Annotated in this window: 18 protein-coding genes; 10 read left to right on the top strand and 8 right to left on the bottom strand. The window is 54.3% G+C overall.

The window, feature by feature from the left end; all coding sequences use genetic code 11:
* The first annotated feature begins 6 nt into the window (after positions 1-6).
* Positions 7-1440: an aminotransferase-like domain-containing protein gene (locus ACT6RZ_RS02595; protein WP_444700632.1), complete on the top strand. Its 1434-nt coding sequence runs from the start codon at positions 7-9 to the stop codon at positions 1438-1440.
* 73 nt (positions 1441-1513) lie between these two features.
* Here the strand turns inward: ACT6RZ_RS02595 and pdxR are convergent, their stop codons facing one another.
* Complete coding sequence (pdxR, locus tag ACT6RZ_RS02590) at positions 1514-2977, bottom strand: MocR-like pyridoxine biosynthesis transcription factor PdxR (protein ID WP_444700631.1); 1464 nt, start codon at positions 2975-2977, stop codon at positions 1514-1516.
* A 205-nt stretch (positions 2978-3182) separates the two neighbouring features.
* On the opposite strand from pdxR, the gene ACT6RZ_RS02585 reads away from it, so the two are divergent.
* From ACT6RZ_RS02585 to ACT6RZ_RS02560, 6 genes are read left to right on the top strand one after another with little or no spacing between them, the layout of a single operon-like run.
* Positions 3183-4232, top strand: a complete 1050-nt coding sequence (locus ACT6RZ_RS02585; RefSeq protein WP_444700630.1) for an AAA family ATPase — start codon at positions 3183-3185, stop codon at positions 4230-4232.
* Positions 4233-4241: 9 nt separating this feature from the next.
* On the top strand, positions 4242-5147 hold the full coding sequence (locus tag ACT6RZ_RS02580; RefSeq protein ID WP_444700629.1) for a DUF58 domain-containing protein: 906 nt from the start codon (positions 4242-4244) through the stop codon (positions 5145-5147).
* A gap of 59 nt (positions 5148-5206) precedes the next feature.
* Positions 5207-6187, top strand: coding sequence for a hypothetical protein (locus ACT6RZ_RS02575; RefSeq protein WP_444700628.1), 981 nt, complete (start codon positions 5207-5209; stop codon positions 6185-6187).
* Positions 6184-7149: a vWA domain-containing protein gene (locus tag ACT6RZ_RS02570; RefSeq protein ID WP_444700627.1), complete on the top strand. Its 966-nt coding sequence runs from the start codon at positions 6184-6186 to the stop codon at positions 7147-7149. The genes ACT6RZ_RS02575 and ACT6RZ_RS02570 overlap by 4 nt, the downstream gene beginning before the upstream one ends.
* Positions 7146-7709, top strand: a complete 564-nt coding sequence (locus ACT6RZ_RS02565; RefSeq protein ID WP_444700626.1) for a hypothetical protein — start codon at positions 7146-7148, stop codon at positions 7707-7709. The genes ACT6RZ_RS02570 and ACT6RZ_RS02565 overlap by 4 nt, the downstream gene beginning before the upstream one ends.
* Positions 7706-8674 (top strand): vWA domain-containing protein, encoded by a 969-nt coding sequence (locus ACT6RZ_RS02560; protein WP_444700625.1) that lies wholly within the window; start codon positions 7706-7708, stop codon positions 8672-8674. Before ACT6RZ_RS02565 ends, ACT6RZ_RS02560 begins: the two co-directional genes overlap by 4 nt.
* 98 nt (positions 8675-8772) lie before the next feature.
* Here the strand turns inward: ACT6RZ_RS02560 and ACT6RZ_RS02555 are convergent, their stop codons facing one another.
* From ACT6RZ_RS02555 to ACT6RZ_RS02540, 4 genes are all read right to left on the bottom strand, one after another.
* Positions 8773-9909: a catalase family protein gene (locus ACT6RZ_RS02555; RefSeq protein WP_444700624.1), complete on the bottom strand. Its 1137-nt coding sequence runs from the start codon at positions 9907-9909 to the stop codon at positions 8773-8775.
* 173 nt (positions 9910-10082) lie between these two features.
* Positions 10083-10238: a hypothetical protein gene (locus ACT6RZ_RS02550; RefSeq protein WP_444700623.1), complete on the bottom strand. Its 156-nt coding sequence runs from the start codon at positions 10236-10238 to the stop codon at positions 10083-10085.
* A 379-nt stretch (positions 10239-10617) separates the two neighbouring features.
* Positions 10618-11244 carry an isochorismate family cysteine hydrolase YcaC gene (ycaC, locus tag ACT6RZ_RS02545; RefSeq protein WP_444700622.1) on the bottom strand — a complete coding sequence of 209 codons (627 nt, stop codon included), beginning with the start codon at positions 11242-11244 and terminating at the stop codon, positions 10618-10620.
* A 57-nt stretch (positions 11245-11301) separates the two neighbouring features.
* Positions 11302-12162 (bottom strand): pirin family protein, encoded by an 861-nt coding sequence (locus tag ACT6RZ_RS02540; protein ID WP_444700621.1) that lies wholly within the window; start codon positions 12160-12162, stop codon positions 11302-11304.
* Positions 12163-12275: 113 nt separating this feature from the next.
* Here ACT6RZ_RS02540 and ACT6RZ_RS02535 point away from each other — a divergent pair, with 113 nt between their 5' ends.
* From ACT6RZ_RS02535 to ACT6RZ_RS02525, 3 genes are all read left to right on the top strand, one after another.
* Positions 12276-13172, top strand: a complete 897-nt coding sequence (locus ACT6RZ_RS02535) for a LysR family transcriptional regulator (RefSeq protein ID WP_444700620.1) — start codon at positions 12276-12278, stop codon at positions 13170-13172.
* A gap of 72 nt (positions 13173-13244) precedes the next feature.
* On the top strand, positions 13245-13820 hold the full coding sequence (locus tag ACT6RZ_RS02530; RefSeq protein ID WP_444700619.1) for an antibiotic biosynthesis monooxygenase: 576 nt from the start codon (positions 13245-13247) through the stop codon (positions 13818-13820).
* Positions 13821-14041: 221 nt separating this feature from the next.
* On the top strand, positions 14042-15979 hold the full coding sequence (locus tag ACT6RZ_RS02525) for a putative bifunctional diguanylate cyclase/phosphodiesterase (protein ID WP_444700618.1): 1938 nt from the start codon (positions 14042-14044) through the stop codon (positions 15977-15979).
* Positions 15980-15989: 10 nt separating this feature from the next.
* Here ACT6RZ_RS02525 and recG read toward each other — a convergent pair whose 3' ends face one another.
* The 3 genes from recG to rpoZ are packed head-to-tail and all read right to left on the bottom strand — an operon-like array spanning position 15990 to position 20500.
* A complete protein-coding gene (gene recG, locus ACT6RZ_RS02520) occupies positions 15990-18041 on the bottom strand; it encodes an ATP-dependent DNA helicase RecG (RefSeq protein ID WP_444700617.1) in 2052 nt (683 codons plus the stop codon).
* A 20-nt stretch (positions 18042-18061) separates the two neighbouring features.
* Positions 18062-20278, bottom strand: coding sequence for a RelA/SpoT family protein (locus ACT6RZ_RS02515; RefSeq protein WP_444700616.1), 2217 nt, complete (start codon positions 20276-20278; stop codon positions 18062-18064).
* Between the two features lie 6 nt (positions 20279-20284).
* The gene (gene rpoZ / locus ACT6RZ_RS02510) at positions 20285-20500 is read right to left on the bottom strand and encodes a DNA-directed RNA polymerase subunit omega (protein ID WP_055830603.1); all 216 of its coding nucleotides are present in this window, start codon (positions 20498-20500) and stop codon (positions 20285-20287) included.
* Positions 20501-20546 lie beyond the last annotated feature (46 nt).

Raw genomic sequence — 20546 nt, 5'->3', positions numbered from 1 at the left:
CCCACCATGAAGCTTTATGTCTCGTTTGCTGCCCGCATACGCGCAATGATAGATGAAGGCGTTTTACGGCCTGGAGACAGGATATTCTCGGTGCGGCAGGCCAGCCAGAAATACGGCCTCAGTATCAGCACCGTGCTGCGCAGCTACCTGCTGCTGGAACAGGAAGGCGTGATCAGCAGCCATCCGCAATCAGGCTACTACGTCACCCTGCGTAAACGCTTGCAGCAAAAACAAAGCTCACCGATTAAAGATATCAACCTGTCTGAAGTCGATGCCAGCCGGCTGGTGCTCACCACTCTTAAATCCATACGCGAATTCGGCACTGTGCCGCTAGGCTCGCCTTTCCCCGACCCGCAGTTGTTCCCGCTCAAACGTATCCACCAGTATGAAAAAGCCCTGACCGATGACCAGGGCGAGTGGGGCGTGCTGAGTGACCTGCCGCCCGGCAACGAAATGCTGCGCCAGCAGATCGCACGCCGCTACCTGACGTATGGCATGGATGTATCGCCGGACGACATTGTCATCACCCACGGGGCTACCGAAGCGATCACCCTGTGTTTGCAGGCGGTGGCCAAAGCAGGCGATATCATTGCCATGGAGTCGCCGGGTTATTACGCATTGGCGCATACGGTGGAGCGCCTGGGCATGAAAGTGGCCGAAGTGGCGACTGACCCGGAAGCCGGCATAGACCTGCAAGCCCTGCGTGCCATGACTGAGAGCGTGCGTATCGCTGCGGTCATCCTCACCAGCAACTTCCAGAATCCGCTAGGGTTTGTGATGCCGGATGCTAAAAAGCAGGCGCTGGTGGCTTTTTTGGCAGAGCAGGGTATCCCGCTGATTGAAGACGATGTCTACAGCGAACTGTATTTCAGTGATGAGCCACCGCTGCCGGCCAAAGCCTATGATAGGTCCGGCATGGTGTTGCATTGCTCGTCGTTCTCCAAATCGCTGGCGCCGGGTTACCGGGTAGGCTGGACCAGTGCCGGGCGCTATCGCCAGCAAGTGGAACAGCTGATGTTCCTCAACAGCCTGTCGCTGACTTCTGCACCGCAGATCGCCATTGCCAAGTTCATGCAGCGCGACAGTTTTGAGCAGCATCTCAAACAATTACGGCACACCCTGCGTTCAAACTATGTGCTGATGCGCAACGTGATCGCACAAAGCTTCCCGCCGGGTACGCAACTGTCTGACCCCAAAGGCGGCTACGTCATCTGGGTCAAGCTGCCACCCGCGCTGGATGCCCTCACCCTGTACCGGGCAGCGATAGACAACGGCATCACCGTCGCCCCCGGCACTATCTTTTCCCTCAAAAAAGACCTCACCCACTATATCCGGCTTAATTTCAGCCACTTGTGGACATTAGCCATAGAGCAGGCGGTGCGCGATGTGGGAGCGCTGGCCTGCGAGATGCTCTCATCCACACAGCCGGACCAGGCATAAAGCGCAGAGCTTGCTGGTGGCGGCCGGGCGCAGGCGGTAAAAACGCATTCCTGAGCGCTGCGAGCTTGTGCGATCACGCGGTTTGAAAAGCTGTTTTTAAAGCCAGAACACCTTTCTCCAGTTCGGTCGTCGTCAGGCTGCCAAAGCCCAGCCTGATCGCATGCACGCTGTGGGCTGATTCAGAGAACAGGGTGCCGGGCAGGATACGCACTTTGTGTGTGAATGCCTGTGCCGCTACTTTTTCTATCTGTATGCCTTCTTTCAAACGTAACCAGATGGCGAGGCCACCATCGGGCGCGTCAAAGGTCACGTATTCTTTCAGTTCTTTTTTAATCAGCGCGATCAGCAGGTTCCTGCGCTCGTTATAGACTTTGAACGTCCGGCGGATATGGCGTTTGATCTCGCCGGAATCCATCAGCTCGGCGACCGCCAGTTCAGTGATAGAGTTGCCTTGCCGGTCTATCAGCATCACTTCTTTGGCGCAGCGGTCTATCAGGCCGGGCGTAGCCACCAGGTAACCTACGCGTAAACCGGGGGCGAGCACCTTGGAGAGGGAGCCGACATAGATGACGCGACCCCCATGATTGGTGCTGGCCAGCGGAAACACCGGGTGGTGCGAGAAATGGAACTCATGGTCGTAATCATCTTCCACTATCGTAAAGTCATATTGCTCGGCCAGCATCAGCAGTTTTAACCGCCGTTCGGCGGTCATGATCACCGTGGTGGGAAACTGGTGGTGCGGGGTGACATAAATGGCGCGTATAGGTTGTTGCTGGCAGAGTTTCTCCAGCGCGACCACATCGATTCCGTGTTTATCCTGGCCGACGGTTAATATGTTGGCCCCGCAAGATCTGAATGCTTCTTTGGCCGCCGGATAGCTGAGCTGCTCTACCACGATATTGTCACCTGACCGGGTCAGTACCCGCGCCGCCAGGAAGATGCCCATCTGGCTGCCGCGCGCGATACAGATCTGGGCTATTTCTACATTCAATCCTCTTTCCATATTGAGCATGGTGGCGATAGATTGCCTTAAAGCCAGTGTGCCGCGCGGGTCGCCATATCCCAGGCTTTTGCCTTTGCTGGAGCCTATCAGCGCATGGCGGAATGCGCGCGACAGGATATTGAACGGGATCAGCCTCGAATCGGGGATGCCATCGTTAAAGTCGACCACGCCATCTACCGGCGATTGGTAACTCAGCAGCGGGTGATCGGTGGCTGCCACCACGTTGGCGGGTTGCTTGCTGGTTTTGGCCGCTTGCGGTTGCGCATTAAAATTGGGCAGGTTGGCAGAAACAAATGACCCCCTGCGCTGTTCGGAAACCAGCCAGCCCTGGGCGATCAGTTCATCATAGGCCAGGATCACCGTTTTGCGGTTCACCTGCAGTTTTTCGGCCAACTCGCGCGTGCCTGGCATGGCGGTAGAAGGCGCCAGGCGGCCGCGCTGTATCTCCTCCATGATCTGTTGTGCGATCTGCAGGTAGACCGGCAGACCCGAGGTGTCGGTAATGGTTAATTTAAGACTCCACGAACGTAGCATTTTTCACCTCTCCACTCAGCTCTCCGACCGCGCTTGAAAATTCTCAACAACGGGAAAAAATCCCTTTTCTTTGCTGCCAATCTGGACTATGTAACCTTCACTATATCGCATAATTAACTGGACCAGCAAAGTTCTCGAAACTGGAGGATTGTGGACTAGTTACATTCTGTTACATTTTTGAAACATTCTATTAAAGGAAAGATTCATGTCCGCTTCATTAGATATTCAATTGGCAGATTGGCGTAACCATGCTCTTAACCTGGAGAAACAGGTCAACCAGGTGATCGTAGGGCAGAGCAAAGCCATTCGTTTAATGAACATTGCGATTTTTGCGCGCGGCCATGTGTTGCTTGATGGCGGCGTGGGTGTAGGCAAGACCACTTTGCTGCAATCGATCGCACGCGGGATAGGTGGCGCTTATGAGCGCATAGAGGGCACGGTGGACCTGATGCCTAATGACCTGATCTACCACACTTTCCTGGGCCCGGATGGCAGGCCGCAGATAGACGAAGGCCCATTGCTGCGTGCCGGTGAGGACTTGTCGGTGTTTTTCTTTAACGAGATCAACCGCGCCCGGCCACAGGTGCACGCCCTGATGTTGCGGGTGATGGCAGAACGCCATATCAGCGCGTTTAAAAAAGAATACCGCATGCCGCACATGATCGTGTTTGCCGACCGTAACCAGGTGGAAAAGAACGAGACATTTGAGATCCCGTCTGCCGCGCGTGACCGCTTTATGATGGAGATCCCGATCGAGATACCGTCTGACCGTGAGCTGAAAAAGTCTCTGGTATTCAATACCAAGTTCCAGCATGCCGAAAAGCTGACGCAACAGGTAGAGAGCGATATCCTGAAATTCGACCAGTTGAATGCTTTTTCTGACCAGCTGCAAGACCACATCAAATCCAGCGATGTGCTGGAAGAGTACACCATGGACCTGTGGGATGCGACGCAGAGCCCGGAGAAATTCGGCGTGACCATGGACAGTGTGGATGTGGGCCGTGTGATCCAGACCGGCGCCAGCCCGCGCGGCATGGGTATGCTGATGAAGGCGGCCCGCGTGAATGCCTGGTTGAACGGCCGTGACAGCCTGTACCCTGAAGATATCCATGCCGTGTTTCACGAAGTGATCTCACACCGGCTGGTATTTAACGCAGCCTATGAGAACCGCAGGACGGCACTGGCGCGTGAGCTGACCAGCAATATCATAAGCACCGTTGCCGTGCCCAGCCTGACATTCAGCAAAGCGGCTTAAGCCAGCAAAATGATACGTTCTTTCATTAAAAAGGCTGACAAAGCACCTGCGCATACAGATGACGCCAGCTATGCGCGACCGTTCGAGTATGTGATCGGCTGGAAATCGGACAGCATACAACTGGGTGACCATGCCGGTAGCCAGCGTGGCCTGGGTTCGGATTACCGAGGCACAGTCAACCTGGTGGATTACCCGGACGCCAGGCGCATGGATCTGCGCCAGACCATACGCGACCCGTTCGAGCAGGTGCAGGTGCGACAATTCAACCAGGACAGCACTACGCCGATCTATGCCGTGTGTGATCTTTCCAGCTCCATGCAGTTCAGAGGGCGCAAGCGCAAGCTGGATACCGCGATCGAGATCGCGACCGCGGTGGCGAATTCGGCGCACAACGCCGGCGATCTGTTCGGTTTTATCGGCTACAACCAGCAGGTGATAGAAGACTATACCTTGCCGCTGAGCCGTAACCTGCACCAGAGTAAAGCAGCCATGGCCTTGCTGCATGACTACCAGCATCTGCGTATAGGGGTGGAAGGGGTAACGGATGTGCCTAACTTTCTCGGTCAGACCCGGGCGCTGGTGTTCTGGATCTCGGACTTTCACATGCCACTGGCCCTGATAGAAAAGACCTTGCTGGCCATGTCTGCGCACAAGGTGATCCCTATCGTGCTATGGGACGAGCAGGAATACAAAAAACTGCCCAAGTTTGGCTTTGGCACCATGATAGATCTGGAAACCGGCCTCAATCGCACCCTGTTTTTCCGCAGCGAAGTGAAAGCCAGATTCCTGGATGCATTCAATGCGCGCAGGCATGCGCTGGAAGCGCTGTTTATGCGCTTTGACAGCCCGGCGCTGTTTATGCACGGTGACTACCGGCCCGAGCTGCTGACGCATTATTTTGAACAAGCCATTTGACCAGGCGACTGTGTACAGACCAATAGTGACAACCCGTTAAATAAGCGAAATATACAACCATGCCAAATCAGATCTCAAACATGACCAGGTTCAGGGCGCTGCAACGCCTGCTGCTGGTCGCCAGCTTGTCATGCAGTGCCCCTGCTGTCATGGCAGAAGAAGCACAGCCAGTCGCCAGCACTGCGGCGCTCACCGTGAAGGTGACCGATCCGGCAGCTAGCAGTGGCGTGCATATCGGTGATGTACTGAGCAGAACGGTGGTGGTCTATGCGCCAACAGCGTATACACTGGCCGACAATGCCCTGCCTAAAAAAGGCAGCAAGCATGACGGCATTGAGTTGGTCGATGTGGTTTTACAGACCCAGTCTGCATCTGACCACACTCAATACACCCTGCAACTCAGCTATCAGGTGTTTGCTGTCAGCACTTACCCCAGTGTGATGCATTTACCTGCCGAAAAACTCACATTCAGCGGAGCCTCAGCCACCACGACAGCCACCACGGCAGAGGTGCCGGCATGGGGGTTCTGGTTCTCTCCCCTGGTCACTGGCGGCACCGCCACCGCCAAGAAAAATCTGCAGCCGGAATTTAAAACCCCGCTGATAGATAGCCATGCAGACCAGCAACGCCTGGGCCTGTTTTTAACCTTGCTGATCGCCAGCCTGGCGGCACTGCTTTATATCAATGCCGATGGGCACTGGCTGCCGTTCATGGGCGGTGCGTTTGCCCGTGCACATCGCCAGCTCAAGCGTTTGGCCAAGTCATCCAGACCGAAAACGGCGGCAGAAGAGAAAAAAGCACTGGTGTATCTGCACCAGGCATTCAACCAGCACTATGGTGCCAATATTTTTGCGCGGGATATCGAAGAATTTATGCGTTTGCGCCCTGGCTTTCAAGGCATGCAACAGCAAATCACGCAATTCTTTGAGGCTTCCAACCAGTCACTCTACGATGTCAAGACCCGCGATAGCCGCCAGGTGATAGAGCACCTGCTACAACTCAGCAAACAGCTGCGTGATTGCGAGCGGGGCGTGGCATGATCATTCTGCACCCATGGGCATTCGCGCTGTTGCCGATCGCGCTGCTGCCATTCTGGTTAAAAGGCCATCAGGGCCAGCATTACAGCTGGCTGGATATCGTGCCTGAAGACCTGTTTTCTGACCGGCTCAACCTGGCAGTCAAAGCCATCATGTCGCTGCTGCTGCTGAGCATAGTGATCGCGCTGGCATCTCCCAGGGGTTCGGATGAGCAGGTACCCAGGGTGGGCAAGGGTGCGCAGACGGTGATGGTGATAGACCGTAGTGTCAGTATGGATCACCCGTTTGCCGGTGATGCCTCCGGGCATGTCGCCGAGATCAAATCTGCCACCGCGCGACGCATCATCACCCAGTTCATTGATTCGCGGCCGAATGACATGATGGGCGTGGTCGGCTTTACCAACTCGGCGCTGTACGGCATCAAGATCACTACCAATCGCGATGCTATCCATGCCGCGATCGTGGCGGCGACCAGCCCTTCGTTGAACCAGACCAATATCGGAGCCGGCCTGACTGAAGCAGTAGGCCTGTTCGATAACATCCAGAACTCCGGCTCACGCGCCATTATCCTGCTGTCGGATGGCGCAGGTAAATTGAGCCCGCGCGTGAAGTTTTTGCTGAGTGAGCGCCTGAAAAGCCGCAAGCTGAGTATCTACTGGATCATGCTGCGCGAACCCGGCGAAGCCAGTATCTTCTCTAAAGAAGAGTATGAAGAAGGCCGTACGCCCAACTCCATAGTGCTGCACAAATACTTCCAGTCACTGGGCCTGAAGTACAAGGCTTACGAGGCCGATAATCCTGAGACTTTGCAATCGGCGATCAATGACATCGATACCCGTGAGAAAAAGGTCATTAAATATAGCGAGACCATTGCCGGGTTTGATTATTCGAAGATATTCGTCATCAGTGCGCTGGTGTTGGTGTTGTTGATTCTGGGCATTAAAAATTTAAGGGTGTATGAATGAAAAACCATTTAACGCGCAAAAACCAGGTGTTGGGGCTGCTGCTGTTGGTCGGGCTGGCAGGCAGTGTTTATGAAGGTTTCCAGGTCAATCGCATTGCGGCGGCCAACAGCATTCTGCAAAACGGCGAGGTGCTCGAAGGTGACCAGTTCGCTTTTCACCGCAAATTTGCCGATGCCTACCAGCAGGGTAAGACCGGCAATTTCAAACACGCCAGCCAGAATTTCGGCCAATTGCTGGAAGCACCAAAAAAGCAGGATGAACAGGTATTCGAACCTGACCAGGCACTGAAATCCAGGATCCATTTCAATATTGGCAACCACTTGTTCCGTTCCGGCTTGCAGCGTCTGGTTGAAGCCGATGGCTCTATCCAGGAACAGGCCAAGTTCGATTACCTGCAGGCCCGCGCTTCTTATGAGCAGGCCCTCAAGCTGGACCCGCACAACCAGGCTGCCAAGTTTAATCTCAGCCTGTTGCATGGCGTGATCCCCAAACATATCAAAACCGTGCCGCAGGACCCGTCCGGGCTGGAAATCAGTAACCTGCCACAGGGCCTGCCATGAAACGCTTAGTGCTAGTGTTAAAAGAAAATTACGAGACCGCGCTGCTGCTGGGCGCCATGGTTTTTCTGTTGCTGGCTTTGTTCAAGCCTGAGATCCAGCTCAAGCAGGAAGTGCATAACTACCTGTTGCTGGCTGATATCTCGCAGAGTATGAATGCCGAAGACAGACAGATCGCCGACAAGCCTGTCACGCGCCTGGCCTACACCCAGCACCTGATGAAACAGGTGGTCAAGACTTCGCCTTGCGGCACCTATGTCAGTGTCGGGGTGTTTGCGGCAGAGAATGTAGCGCTGTTGTTTATGCCACTGGAAGTGTGTGCTAACTTTGACATCATCACCGATAGCATAGATCACCTGGAATGGCGCATGGCCTGGAGCGGCAACAGCCGCATGACTTTTGGCGTGAAAGCCGCCGAAGCCACCTTTGATTACCTGAATATTCCGGCGCAGATGCTGTTTTTCACCGATGGTGATGAAGCACCCAAAGCCAACGGTATCAACAAGCTGGATATCAGCGATGTGCGCATAGGCAAGAATGTGATCTTTGTTGGCATAGGCGGCAGCGAACCCTCACCGATCAAACGCTTTAATGCCAATAACAAGTTTGTCGGTTACTGGGGCACCGATGCCGCGGCAGAAAGCGCTGGCGGCGGCGTCAATTACAATGACGCCAGCAAAGACGACCCGGACCCGCCGGTGGCTTATGCCGAATTTGACCGTTATTTATCCAGCCAGGATGTAGAGCACCTGAAAGAGCTGGCCGCGGATATCAAAGGCCAGTATATAGAAGGCGTGGACCAGCCGGCATTTTACGAGTTTGTGCAATCGCAAACGCCGGCCGCCAAATTCGTCACCAGTTATTCAGTGAAATGGTTGTTCCTGACACTGGCGGCACTGCTGGTGATCGCGACCTATACCCCGGATCTGCTGGCTTATAGATTGCACTATCGCAAGGCTGTCAGGTAGCTGAGTCAGGGTAACGGCCAGTAATAACGATCGCTGTTTAGAAATAGCATGCTAAGGCAGAAAAAACGGCGACTGTGACAGTCGCCGTTTTTTATTCATCAGCACAGATCATCCAGATCCTTGGGTTCGGCGATGGTGTTCGCATCAGCCATGGCATTCGTGTGTTTGGACATTTCATAGGTGATTTTGCGCAAACGCATGACAGAGCCCAAAGGCCGGTGCGATTTGATGCCATGCCAGGGCGAGAACATCATGCCGTTATCCACCACTTGCGAACGGTAGTGGCTCCAGGCGATCTGCGGTTTGGCAGTGATCTTGGCCACCGCCAGATACGGCGATACATCTTCAGACCAGACCACAGAAGAATCCTCTATCGGCATTTTATTGATATCGGTACAAAGCTGAACGCGCAATTCCCACTCCGCAGTGTGCGTAATGAAAAAATCGACCACAGATTTTTTCAGGCTGTCAGAAGCAAAACTGACGTCTATAGGTTTGTTAGTCAGCGCGATCAGCGAAGGTGCAATAGGCACCAACGCGACTTTAGCCATGAAATTGCCATACAGGATAGGGTCCTGGCTGAAATAGGTCTCACCCAGAATATTGGTTTCCGGCTGGCCTTCGTTATTCATCAGCCTTTCACGGCCACCGCTGAGTGACTGGATCAGTTTAGAGGTCGACTGCAAGATCTGCGCGAGGAACTGCTTGAATTCCGGCGTGTTATCGGTGTTAGCAAGCAGTTTCAGGTTAGAGAGGAATTGCTGCACGCTGGACGACAAAAAGCTGGAGCCGTTCACAAACAGGAAATTTTGCGTGGTCGCCTGTTCGCTGCCACTCAGTCTTTCACCTTCTACACCGAGGATCTTGATTGCCAGACTGCGCGGGGTGCACAGCTTGTCATTCAGGATATCGCCAGGCACAGTGGAGAAACGCATCACCAGTGGCAGTTTTTTTGCGCTAGCAAACATACCCTGTGCGAAATGTGCCGGCAGGTTATCGTAGATCTCCATTTCGGCATAGATCAGTCCGTGGCTATGGGTGTGTACGCTACGCGTGGAATAGGCAGAATGGTGATTAGTGGTTTCGGATATCTTGCGCAGGGTAGATTGCAGGTTATCTTTGCGCCTGATCCTGCTCTGGTCCAGCCCCTGTTCGGCGATCCCGGTTTCATCCAGTATCTCATAGCCAGGATGATATTCGAGCGGCGAGATGCCACTGCTCACAGTCGGTTGCATATAAACCCCCACTTCCTAAACGCAAGTGTGTTTAATAACCAAACAAACTTGTTACTTACATACCAAATAAAACATAAAAGTCATTCGTCAAAAGCTGCACCGGGTGGCTTAGCGCGGGTCGTGTTGTTGAAAGCTATTATTAACGACCCACACACCTTAGCGTACAACCTGACTTAAGACTGTTTAGTTTCGCCAGCGTTTTTTCTGTGTTTATTCACTATCCTGGCTGCCACTTCTTCTTCGCGGCCCGGATAACGATGCTCTTTTTTGAATTCCGTTTTTAAGGCCTGGTATTCACGTTCACGCTTGGGGCTTGATCCTCTAGGCATTTGAATACTCCTCTAATCAGATTCAGGTGAGTGCAAACGGCAGCCGCTGAGGCTGCCGTGTGTCTTGTTGTGAGAACGAATGCAAGATTCATTTCAAACGCAACAATTGCAGCTTACGCCTCAGATTGTAAATATTTAATAAGGATTTTTCTTAATGTTTTGTAGGAATTCCTTTATCTATTTTGCCGTGCTTATGTCACAGGCGGCTGCCAGTCTGGTGTCATTGGTTTTCTGAGCGAAAATAAAGTGATGGGCTCATACAATCCAGATTGCGGTCGTTTCAGGTCTGCGTCTGCAATGGCATAGGCAGGTGGGAGCGAGCAGTTGGTTAAAAAGAAAAAGGCCCGCAGGCCTTTTGCATGATAAGTGATACAGCGGATCAACCAGCCTGCAGGGTATTGTAGGCAGTCATCAGGTTGCGGTAATCGGGGATATGGTTGGCACACAAGGCGCCCAGACCTTCAATATCGCGGCGCCAGTCGCGGTGCAGTTCGCAGGCAACGCCGAACCAGGTCATCATCTGCGCACCGGCGGCTTCCATGCGGCGCCAGGCGGCATCGCGGGTCAGTTCGTTAAAGGTGCCGGAAGCATCGCCGACCACAAACACTTCAAAGCCTTCTGCGATCGCTGACAGGGCAGGAAAAGCCACGCATACTTCGGTCACCACCCCGGCAATGATCAATTGTTTTTTGCCGGTGGCTTTGATCGCCTTGACGAAGTCTTCGTTATCCCAGGCGTTAATCTGGCCAGGGCGGGCGATATAAGGCGCATCCGGGAACAAGGCTTTCAACTCCGGCATCAGCGGGCCGTTGGGGCCGGTCTCAAAGCTGGTAGTGAGTATGGTAGGCAGGTTGAAGAACTTGGCCGCATCTGCCAGCGCCAGTACGTTGTTCTTGAAACGGTCAGGTTCAATGTCACGTACCAGCGATAATAATCCGGCCTGGTGATCGACCAGCAATACCACTGCGTTGTCACGGTCCAGGCGTACATAAGGTTTGTTGTTCATGATAAATCCTCTCAAAAGTATGGTGTTGTTATAAAAAAATCAAATAAAGCTTTAGCGTCAGGCAGTCGCGAAACGGCCCAGGTTGTAGTCATTGATAGCCTGGTCTATCTCTTCCCAGCTATTCATCACGAACGGGCCATGACCTACCACCGGTTCATTCAGCGGTTCACCGTTCAATAACAGCAACACAGTGTCCTGCTGCGCCTGCAATACCAGTTCAGTGCCTTCGCGCTGCATGACCGCCAGCTCGGAAGGGCGTATGGTATGCACGCTGCCAGTCTTCACTGCCCCTTTGAGCACGAAGATCGCAGTGGTGTGACCTTCCGGCAAAGTGAGTACCGTGCGGGTGCCGGCATTCAGGCGCACATCCCATACGTTCATGGCACTGAAGGTGCTGGCCGGGCCAGCGTGACCGGCATAGTTGCCGGCGATCACACGCACCTGGCCTGCTTCATCAGGTAAGGCCACTTCAGGGATCTGGTCCTTGGTGATGCCCTGGTAGCCAGGCGGGGTCAGTTTGTGTTTGGCTGGCAGATTCACCCACAGCTGTATCATTTCAAACGGGCCGCCGGTCCTGGCATAGTCGTCACCATGATATTCCTCGTGGATGATGCCTTTGCCAGCTGTCATCCATTGCACTTCACCGGGGCCTATGGTGCCACCGGCGTTGGTGGAATCGTGATGTGACACCTGGCCGTCATAGACGATGGTCACGGTCTCAAAGCCACGGTGCGGGTGCTGGCCTACGCCACGGCGTTGCTCTGTCGCTTCAAAACGCGCCGGGCCGGCATAATCCATCAGCAGGAAAGGCGACATTTCTTCAGCGATATCCCGATATGAGAAGATGCTTTGAACTGGAAAGCCATCGCCTACCCAGTGGTTGCCATTGCTGCGTTTGATAAAAGCCAGTTTTTTCATGATGCGCTCCTTGTGTATTCATGTCGTGTTGCGATGGTTCACACTATAAACACATGACTTTTAGCGCACTAGATGGTTAAATGTGAAATCACCTTTCAATTAAATGAATAATCATGGACTTTAACGAGGCGGCGGTATTCGTCAAGGTGGTACAGGCCGGCAGTTTCAGTGCTGCCGCGCGCCAGTTAGGCTTGCCGACATCTACCATCAGTACCCGCGTGGCCAGGCTGGAGAAGCGGCTGGGTGTGACCTTGCTGCAACGCACTACGCGGCGCCTGCATCTGACCGAAAGCGGCAGCTTGTATTACGAGCAGGCAGCGGTAGGGCTGGGGTATCTACTGGAAGCCGAAGCCGCACTGGATGCCGCCAGGCAGCAGCCGCAAGGCACATTGAAAGTCACCGCGCCTGCTGACCTGGGTGATGCCTTGCTGGCAGGCCTGGTCAGGCGTGTGCAAAGCGAGTTTCCTGAACTGGTGGTTGAAATGTTATTGACTGACCGCTATGTCGATCTGATCGCAGAGGGCGTGGATGTGGCTATCCGTACCGGCGAATTGCGGGATTCCAGCCTGATCGCCAAATCTCTGGGTACCATACAGTGGGCACTGTTCGCCAGCCGGCACTATTTGCAGCAGGCACCCATACTAGCGGCACCGCAACATCTGCATGCCCACCCCTGCCTGCAATTCAGCCCCATGGGGCGTGAACATTGGCTGCTGAGTAACGGCAGTAGCGAGATCAGCGTGCCCATGAGCGGCCGCACGCTGGTCAACAGCATAGGCGTGGTCAAAGCCATGACTGAGAGCGGGCAGGGCGTGGCCCTGCTGCCTACCTTTATCTGCCAGCCGGCGCAACGCAGCCAGCAACTGGAGCGGGTATTGCCCGCCTGGCTGGGGCGCGCAGATAATGTGCACCTGGTCTACCCGCAGCAACGCTTTATGCCGCCAAAATTAAGGGCGTTTATAGATCTGGCGCTGGCGGAATTAAAACCACAATTTAAAGAATCACCTTAAAATAGCGCGACACCCGGGCGCGATCTGCCTGCCTGGGCATGTATACATCAAGAGAACAGGACTTCCGCGAATATGAGCCAGCAACCTACATCCGGCCAACTGCAACATGGTGCCAGTGCAGTGATCACCCACCGGGTCAATGCCGCGCAGCAACCCGCTTATGAGCAATGGTTGCAGGAGATCAGCGGCGCGTGCAAGGCGTCAGCAGGCATGCTCGATTGGCATATGATACGGCCCATTGCCGGCTATACCGATACTTATACGGTGGTGATACGCTACGACAGCGAACAACACCTGAAACAATGGATGGCTTCCGATATCCGCCAGCAGCTGATCGCCAAAGTCGAAAACCTGTTGAGTGAAAAAGACAGTTACCAGATCAAAAGCGGGCTGGACTTCTGGTTTGTCGCCGAAACCGGCAAGGTGTCGTTGCCGGTGCGCTGGAAGCAGTTCTTATTGACCTGGTCAGCGATCTTTCCGTTGGTGAGCGGGGTGTCGCTGCTGCTGATCCCGCTGATGGATGTGGCCGGTCTGCCACAAAACCATCTGCTGCATACCTTTTTAATCACTGGCGTCGTTGTCGGCCTGATGGTGTATGTAGTGATGCCACGCTATACCAGACTGGTGCGTAACTGGTTACACCGTTGATTTTGCAGTTAAAAGCGGCGATTTTTAGACGATAGTGGCGTAATTGTTAAATAAGCAGTAAAACCGATTTAAGAATAGTGTTTTTACCCTGCATTTGGTGCACACTTTAGTTAAAGTGTGGATGTATAACCACCGATGTATATTGCATACATACAATAGCAGGGGGTACGGCGTTGAACACCGCGGCGGAATCAACAGCATTACACGCAGAGATCGTGGAAATGCTATATGCAAATAATCGTAGATCACTGATGGCGGCCATCGTGGTCATGAGTGCGCTTTTGTTAACGCAGCGCCATTTGATAGACCACAGCATACTGGTCGTCTGGACGGCTATTTTTCTGTGTGCCTACGGCAGTCGTGCTTACTTCACCTTTTTCTACTACAAAGATCAGCAACGTGCCCTGCATAGCTCGCGCTGGTTGCAATGGTTCCGTTTCACTACTGGCTTCTGCGGTTTAGCCTGGGGCCTGGCTGGTATCTTACTGTTTCCCGCTGCCGACCCCGCCCACCAGGCGTTTCTGATCTTTGCGCTGGTTGGAGTCTCCGGGGCCGGGATAGTCATTTATTCGGTGGATAGTCTCACCACCAATCTGTTCACCGGCGGCATCCTGGTATTCATGATCCCGCGTTTTCTGACCCATGGCAGCTCGGTATCTATCGCACTGGCGGTGTTGTTCATCGTTTATGTGCTGTATGTGACGGTCGCCGGGCATGCGCTGGCGAAAAGCCTGCGTGAGAATATCTCTCTGCGTATCGCTTCCAATCTGGATAATAAAAAAGTCCATCAGTTGGCCTATTATGATTTTTTGACCAACCTGCCGAATCGCCGCCTGCTGTCTGACCGCTTGCAACAGGCATTTTCGCGCTGCGCGCGCAACCAATGCTATGGCGCAGTGTTATCGCTGGATCTGAATAATTTCAAGGGCCTGAATGACAGCAAGGGTCACCAGGCCGGGGATGAGTTATTGCAGCAGGTGGCTTCAAGGCTGCAGCAATGCCTGCGCAAAAAAGACACTATCGCGCGTATGGGCGGCGATGAGTTTATCGCCGTGCTGGATGAGCTGGGCGCGGACAAAAGTGAGGCGATCAAGTCTGCGCAGGTGGCGGCCGAGAAGATGATGGCAGTGTTTTCGCAGGCTTTCCAGTTGCAGCAGAGCAAATACCGCACCACGCCCAGTATAGGCATCTGCTTGTTTTATGGCGATGATCATAGTGAGGCCGAAGTATTGCGGCGTGCCGATATCGCCATGTACCAGGCAAAAAAATCCGATAACCTGAACAGCATAGAGATGTACGATGAAGTGCTGCATCCGGCAGTCAGGACACGCGCTACGCTCGAAACCGACCTCGCCTTTGCTTTGCAGGGTAACCAGCTGTTGCTGTATTTTCAGGTGCAGGTGGATGAAACGCACCAGCCCATAGGCGCCGAGGTATTGCTGCGCTGGCAGCACCCGGCGTTGGGCATGATCCCGCCCGACCAGTTTATCCCTATCTCTGAAGAGACCGGCGAGATAGTGCCTATAGGGCAATGGGTGTTGCAGCAGGCATGCCAGCAACTCAGAAGCTGGGCCAGCGCGCCGCTGACGCGCGCGCTCAAACTTTCGGTCAACGTCAGTGCCGTGCAGTTCAACCAGCCGGACTTTGTACAAATGGTGACCGATACCGTGTTGCAAAGTGGTTGTGACCCGCGCTTGCTACGGCTGGAGCTGACTGAAAGCCTGATCGTGCGCAATGTGGAAGAGATCATAGGCAAGATCCAGGCTTTAAAAGCCCTGGGCATGACTTTTTCGCTGGATGATTTTGGCACCGGCCAGTCTTCATTATCGGTGCTCAAACGCTTGCCGCTGGATGAGCTGAAGATCGATAAAAGCTTTATCAAGGATATCCTGCACAACACCTATGACACCTTTATTGTAGAAACCATCATCAATATGGCGAAAAACCTGGGGCAGACCGTGATCGCAGAAGGGGTTGAGATGCAGCCGCAAAAGGCCTTGCTGCAGACCATGGGTTGTCATCGTTTTCAGGGTTATTTATTCAGCAAGCCGCTGCCTTTAGAGCAGTTTGAAAGCAGTTTGCAAGCTGAAATAGCCACGCTGCAGCCAGGCAACGAGATCGCTGTGGGCACAGGGGCCGCCAAGGCCGCCGGTCACTGATGCTTAAACCTCAAACCTTTACCAGCTCGTCGCCGTGGCTGAGCCAGCGTTGCAGGTGCGCGGCCACTGCCTGCGGTGCCTTGAGTAACAGTTGATCCGCCATCTGCTTGGCCTGTTGCAGTAACTCGAGATCGCGTTCCAGGTCGGCGATCTTCAGCATGGGCACACCGCTTTGACGGGTGCCCAGCAATTCACCCGGGCCACGCAGCTGCAGGTCGGCCTGGGCAATATGAAACCCATCATTGCTTTCGTAGATGACCTTCAATCTGGCACGGCCTAGCTGTGAACATTGCTGTTTGCTGTAAAGCAATATGCAGGTACTTTTTGCCGAGCCGCGTCCGACACGGCCGCGTAACTGGTGCAATTGACTCAAACCCATGCGCTCGGCGTGTTCTATCACCATCAGGCTGGCATTCGGCACGTCCACTCCTACTTCTATCACCGTGGTCGCTACCAGCAGATGGGTCTGGTTGGCGGCAAACGCCTGCATCACCGCCTGCTTTTCCGCCGGTTTCATGCGGCCATGCACCAGGCCCACCTGTAATTCGGGAAACGCCTGCTGCATATAAGCATAGGTGTCGTTGGCGGTCTGCAGTTGCAGGGTCTCCGATTCTTCGATCAAGGGGCAGACCCAGTAAGCCTGGTGGCCCTGGGCGCAGGCCTCGCGTACCCGCTGCAAGATCTCGTCCCTACGGTCATCTGCCACCAGCTTGGTCGCCACTGGCGTACGCCCGGGCGGCAGTGCATCGATCACCGACACATCCAGGTCAGCGTAATAGCTCATGGACAGCGTACGCGGGATAGGCGTCGCCGACATCATGAGCTGGTGTGGTTCCAGGCTGCTGTGCTGGCCCTTTTTGCGCAATGCCAGCCGCTGGTGTACACCAAAACGGTGTTGTTCATCGACGATAGCCAGGCCCAGTTGTTTGAACTGCACTTCTTCCTGGAATAAAGCATGCGTGCCTATGGCCAGGATGGCCTCACCACTGGCGATACGTGCCAGTGAGTGCTCACGTGTTTTCTTGTTCTGGCTGCCGGTGAGCCAGGCGATCTCTATGCCCAAAGGCTGTAGCCAGCCGCTAAGCTTTTTATAATGCTGTTCTGCCAGGATCTCGGTCGGTGCCATGATAGCCACTTGCCAACCCTGTTCTATCATCTGCAAGGCGGCCAGGCAGGCGACTATGGTTTTGCCACTGCCAACGTCGCCCAGCAACAGGCGTTGCATAGGGTGTGGCTGGGCCAGGTCGCGGCTGATCTCGGCGACGACTTTCTGTTGCGCCATGGTCAGGGCGAATGGCAGGCTGGCCAGCAGTTGCGGCACCAGCTGTTTGGATGGCGGCGATGCCGGTGCTCTACCCTGTTTGCGTCGTGCATAGTGCTGACGCATGGATAATTGCTGCGCCAGCAATTCGTCATAGGCCAGCCGTTGCCAGGCCGGATGGCTGTGGTTTTCAAGCGTGGATAAAGCGATCTCCGGGCTGGGCTGGTGCAGCAGTTGCAGGCTGCTGGCAAAGTCGGGCAACTGCAGCGGGCTATACACCCAGTCTGGCAGCGTTTCCTGCAGATGCTCGTCGTTCAACACCAGGTTGACTGCTTTTCTGATGGTGTTCTGGCTCAGTCCGGCGGTGGTCGGGTATACCGGCGTCAGTGCGGTATTGACCGGGGTATCTTCTTTGACCTTGCGATGCTGCGGATGCACCATTTCATAGCCGAAAAAGCCGGGGCGCACCTCGCCAAACGCGCGTATGCGGGTGCCGGTCTGCAGGGTGGCGATCTGGCTGGGGTAAAAGTGGATAAAACGTAAATTGATGATGCCGGAGTCGTCCTGCACCCGCACATTGAGCATTTTGCGTGGTTTGTAACTGACTTCGTTATGCACCACCTCGCCTTCGATCTGGGCCTGTTCGCCCAGCCTCAGGTCGCGTATGGCAGTGACATGCGTTTCATCCAGGTAGCGTAGCGGTAGATGCAGCAGCAATGCCTGCGGCGACTGTACGCCCAGTTTGGCCAGCTGGCTGCACACGGCAGGGGTGTAACCTTTGATATCGCTCAAGGAAGGCATGCTGGCCAGTCACCCGCCGTTTACTGGATACGTTGTTCCAGCTGGTTGCCCTTGACCCGGTTGATACGCACGACTTGCTGGATCTTGCGCAGGTTGCGGATCAGGGTCGCCAGATGCACGCGATTATGCACCTGCACGGTGAAATTCACGTTGGAGTACTGGCTGCCATCACTGGATTCGACGCTGACGTTATCAATGTTGGCATCTGCATTGGCAATGGTAGCTGCGATCTTGGCCAGCATGCCGCGCTCATCCACCACCGAGATACGCAGGTTGACGCTGAACAGTTTTTTCGGGTCGGCGTCCCATTCCACATCCAGCCATTTTTCCGGGTCCAGCTTGAATTTGCGTATGGCCTGGCAATCATGGGTATGAATGACCAGCCCTTTGTCTTTATTGATAAAGCCCAGGATAGGGTCGCCGGGGATAGGGCGGCAGCATGGCGCGAATTGCACTGCCATGCCTTCTGAACCGCGTATGGTGATGGTGTCCAGTGTCTTGCTGGTTTTATCTTCAGTGTCGGCCGGATGCGCCAGCAGCTGGTGCGCTACCATCAGGCTGTTGCGTTTGCCCAGGCCGATATCGGTGAGTATGATCTGACGGGTTTTGGCACCATAGTCATTCATGACTTTTTGCCATTGCTTGTCAGAAATATCACCAGGCTGGATATGCATGGCGCGCAGGGCCACATTGAGCATACGCTCGCCCAGCTGTGCCGATTCTTCCACCTTGACCGTTTTCAGGTAATGGCGGATATGTGAACGCGCCTTGCCAGTAACCACATAATTCAGCCAAGCCGGGTTAGGCTTGGCCAGCGGTGCGGTGATGATCTCAACGTGGTCGCCGTTACGCATTTCGGTACGCAATGGCGCCAGCTCGTTATTGATCTTGACCGCGACACAACTATTACCTACATCAGAGTGCACCGCATAGGCAAAATCCACAGCGGTTGAGCCGCGTGGTAGCGCCATAATGTTGCCTTTAGGCGTGAATATGTAGACTTCGTCGGGGAAAAGGTCGACTTTGAAGTTTTCCAGGAATTCATGACTGTCGTCACTCTCGGTCTGGATTTCCACCAGACGTTGCAGCCACTGGTGGGTCTGCTGTTGCAGTTTGGTCAGGTGCGCGTCTGTGGTTTTGTACAGCCAGTGCGCCGCCACGCCTGCATCGGCGATATTGTGCATCTCCTGGCTGCGGATCTGCACCTCTATAGGCGTGCCGAACGGGCCAAACAATGTGGTGTGCAAAGACTGGTAGCCATTGGCTTTGGGGATGGCGATATAGTCTTTGAAACGGCCGGGGATAGGCTTGTATAACGCGTGCAATGCGCCTAATGCCAGATAGCAGGCGGCAGTATCTTTAACAATGACTCGAAAACCGTAAATGTCGCCAATTTGCGACAACTTCATCGATTTTTCGCTCATTTTCTTATAAATGCTGTAAAGGTGCTTTTCGCGACCCTGTACATCGAACTCCAGCTGATAATGCGTAAGCTGGTTCTGGATCGCTTCCAGTATCTTGCTGATGACTTCCTTGCGGTTGCCTCGCGCGGTGCGTATGGCTTTATCGATCACGCGGTAACGATTGGGGTACAGATACTTCAGGCTCAGATCTTCCAGCTCGTGGAAGATAGGGTTCAGCCCCAGCCGGTTGGCGATAGGGGCATAGATATCCAGTGTTTCACGCGCGATGCGTTTTTGCTTTTCCGGACGCATCGCGTCCATGGTCTGCATGTTGTGCAGGCGATCGGCCAGCTTGACCAGGATCACCCGTACATCCTGGCTCATGGCCAGCAGCATTTTGCGGAAGTTTTCTGCCTGTGCCTGGGTCGCCGTTTGCAGCTCGACTTTGTCCAGTTTGGTCAGGCCATCGACCAGGTCAGCGACCTGCTTGCCGAATTTTTCAGCGATCTCGGCACTGTTGACTTCGGTGTCTTCCACCACGTCATGCAATAAGGCCGCCAGCAGGGTGGGCAGATCCAGATGCAGCCTGGCCAGTATGCAGGCGACAGAAACCGGGTGGGTGATGTACGGTTCGCCGGTCTTGCGCGTTTGGCCGGCGTGGGCCTGCTCAGCGTAACGATACGCCTGCCAGACCAGTTGTACTTCTTCGTCGTTGAGATATTTGCGGATCAGCTGCGTGAGGGGGGAATCCTCACGGTCAGCTGGGAGTAAGTCTGTTTCTTCTAGCGGTGATTTAGACTTACGATAGGCATGGTCACCTTGGGTGTGCGGCATGAATGCTTAAGCCTGGCCTTTTTTTTCCAGTAATTCAACACCGATCTTGCCGGCTGCGATCTCACGCAGGGCGATCACGGTGGGTTTGTCTTTTTGGGCATAACCGGCGACCAGCGGGTCGGAACCGTTAGCGATCTGTCTGGCGCGATAAGCAGCCACCAGGGTTAATTGAAAACGATTTGGGATGTTGTCCAAGCAATCATCGACGGTAATACGAGCCATAAAAAACCTTTACATGTATTGAATCACAGATCAGCGGCGGATTGCG

Origin of the sequence: Methylophilus sp., assembly GCF_052437885.1 — a bacterium.
Lineage (GTDB): Bacteria > Pseudomonadota > Gammaproteobacteria > Burkholderiales > Methylophilaceae > Methylophilus.
The sequence above is the reverse complement of the archived record's forward strand: the minus strand, read 5'-3'. Positions and strand labels throughout refer to the sequence as shown.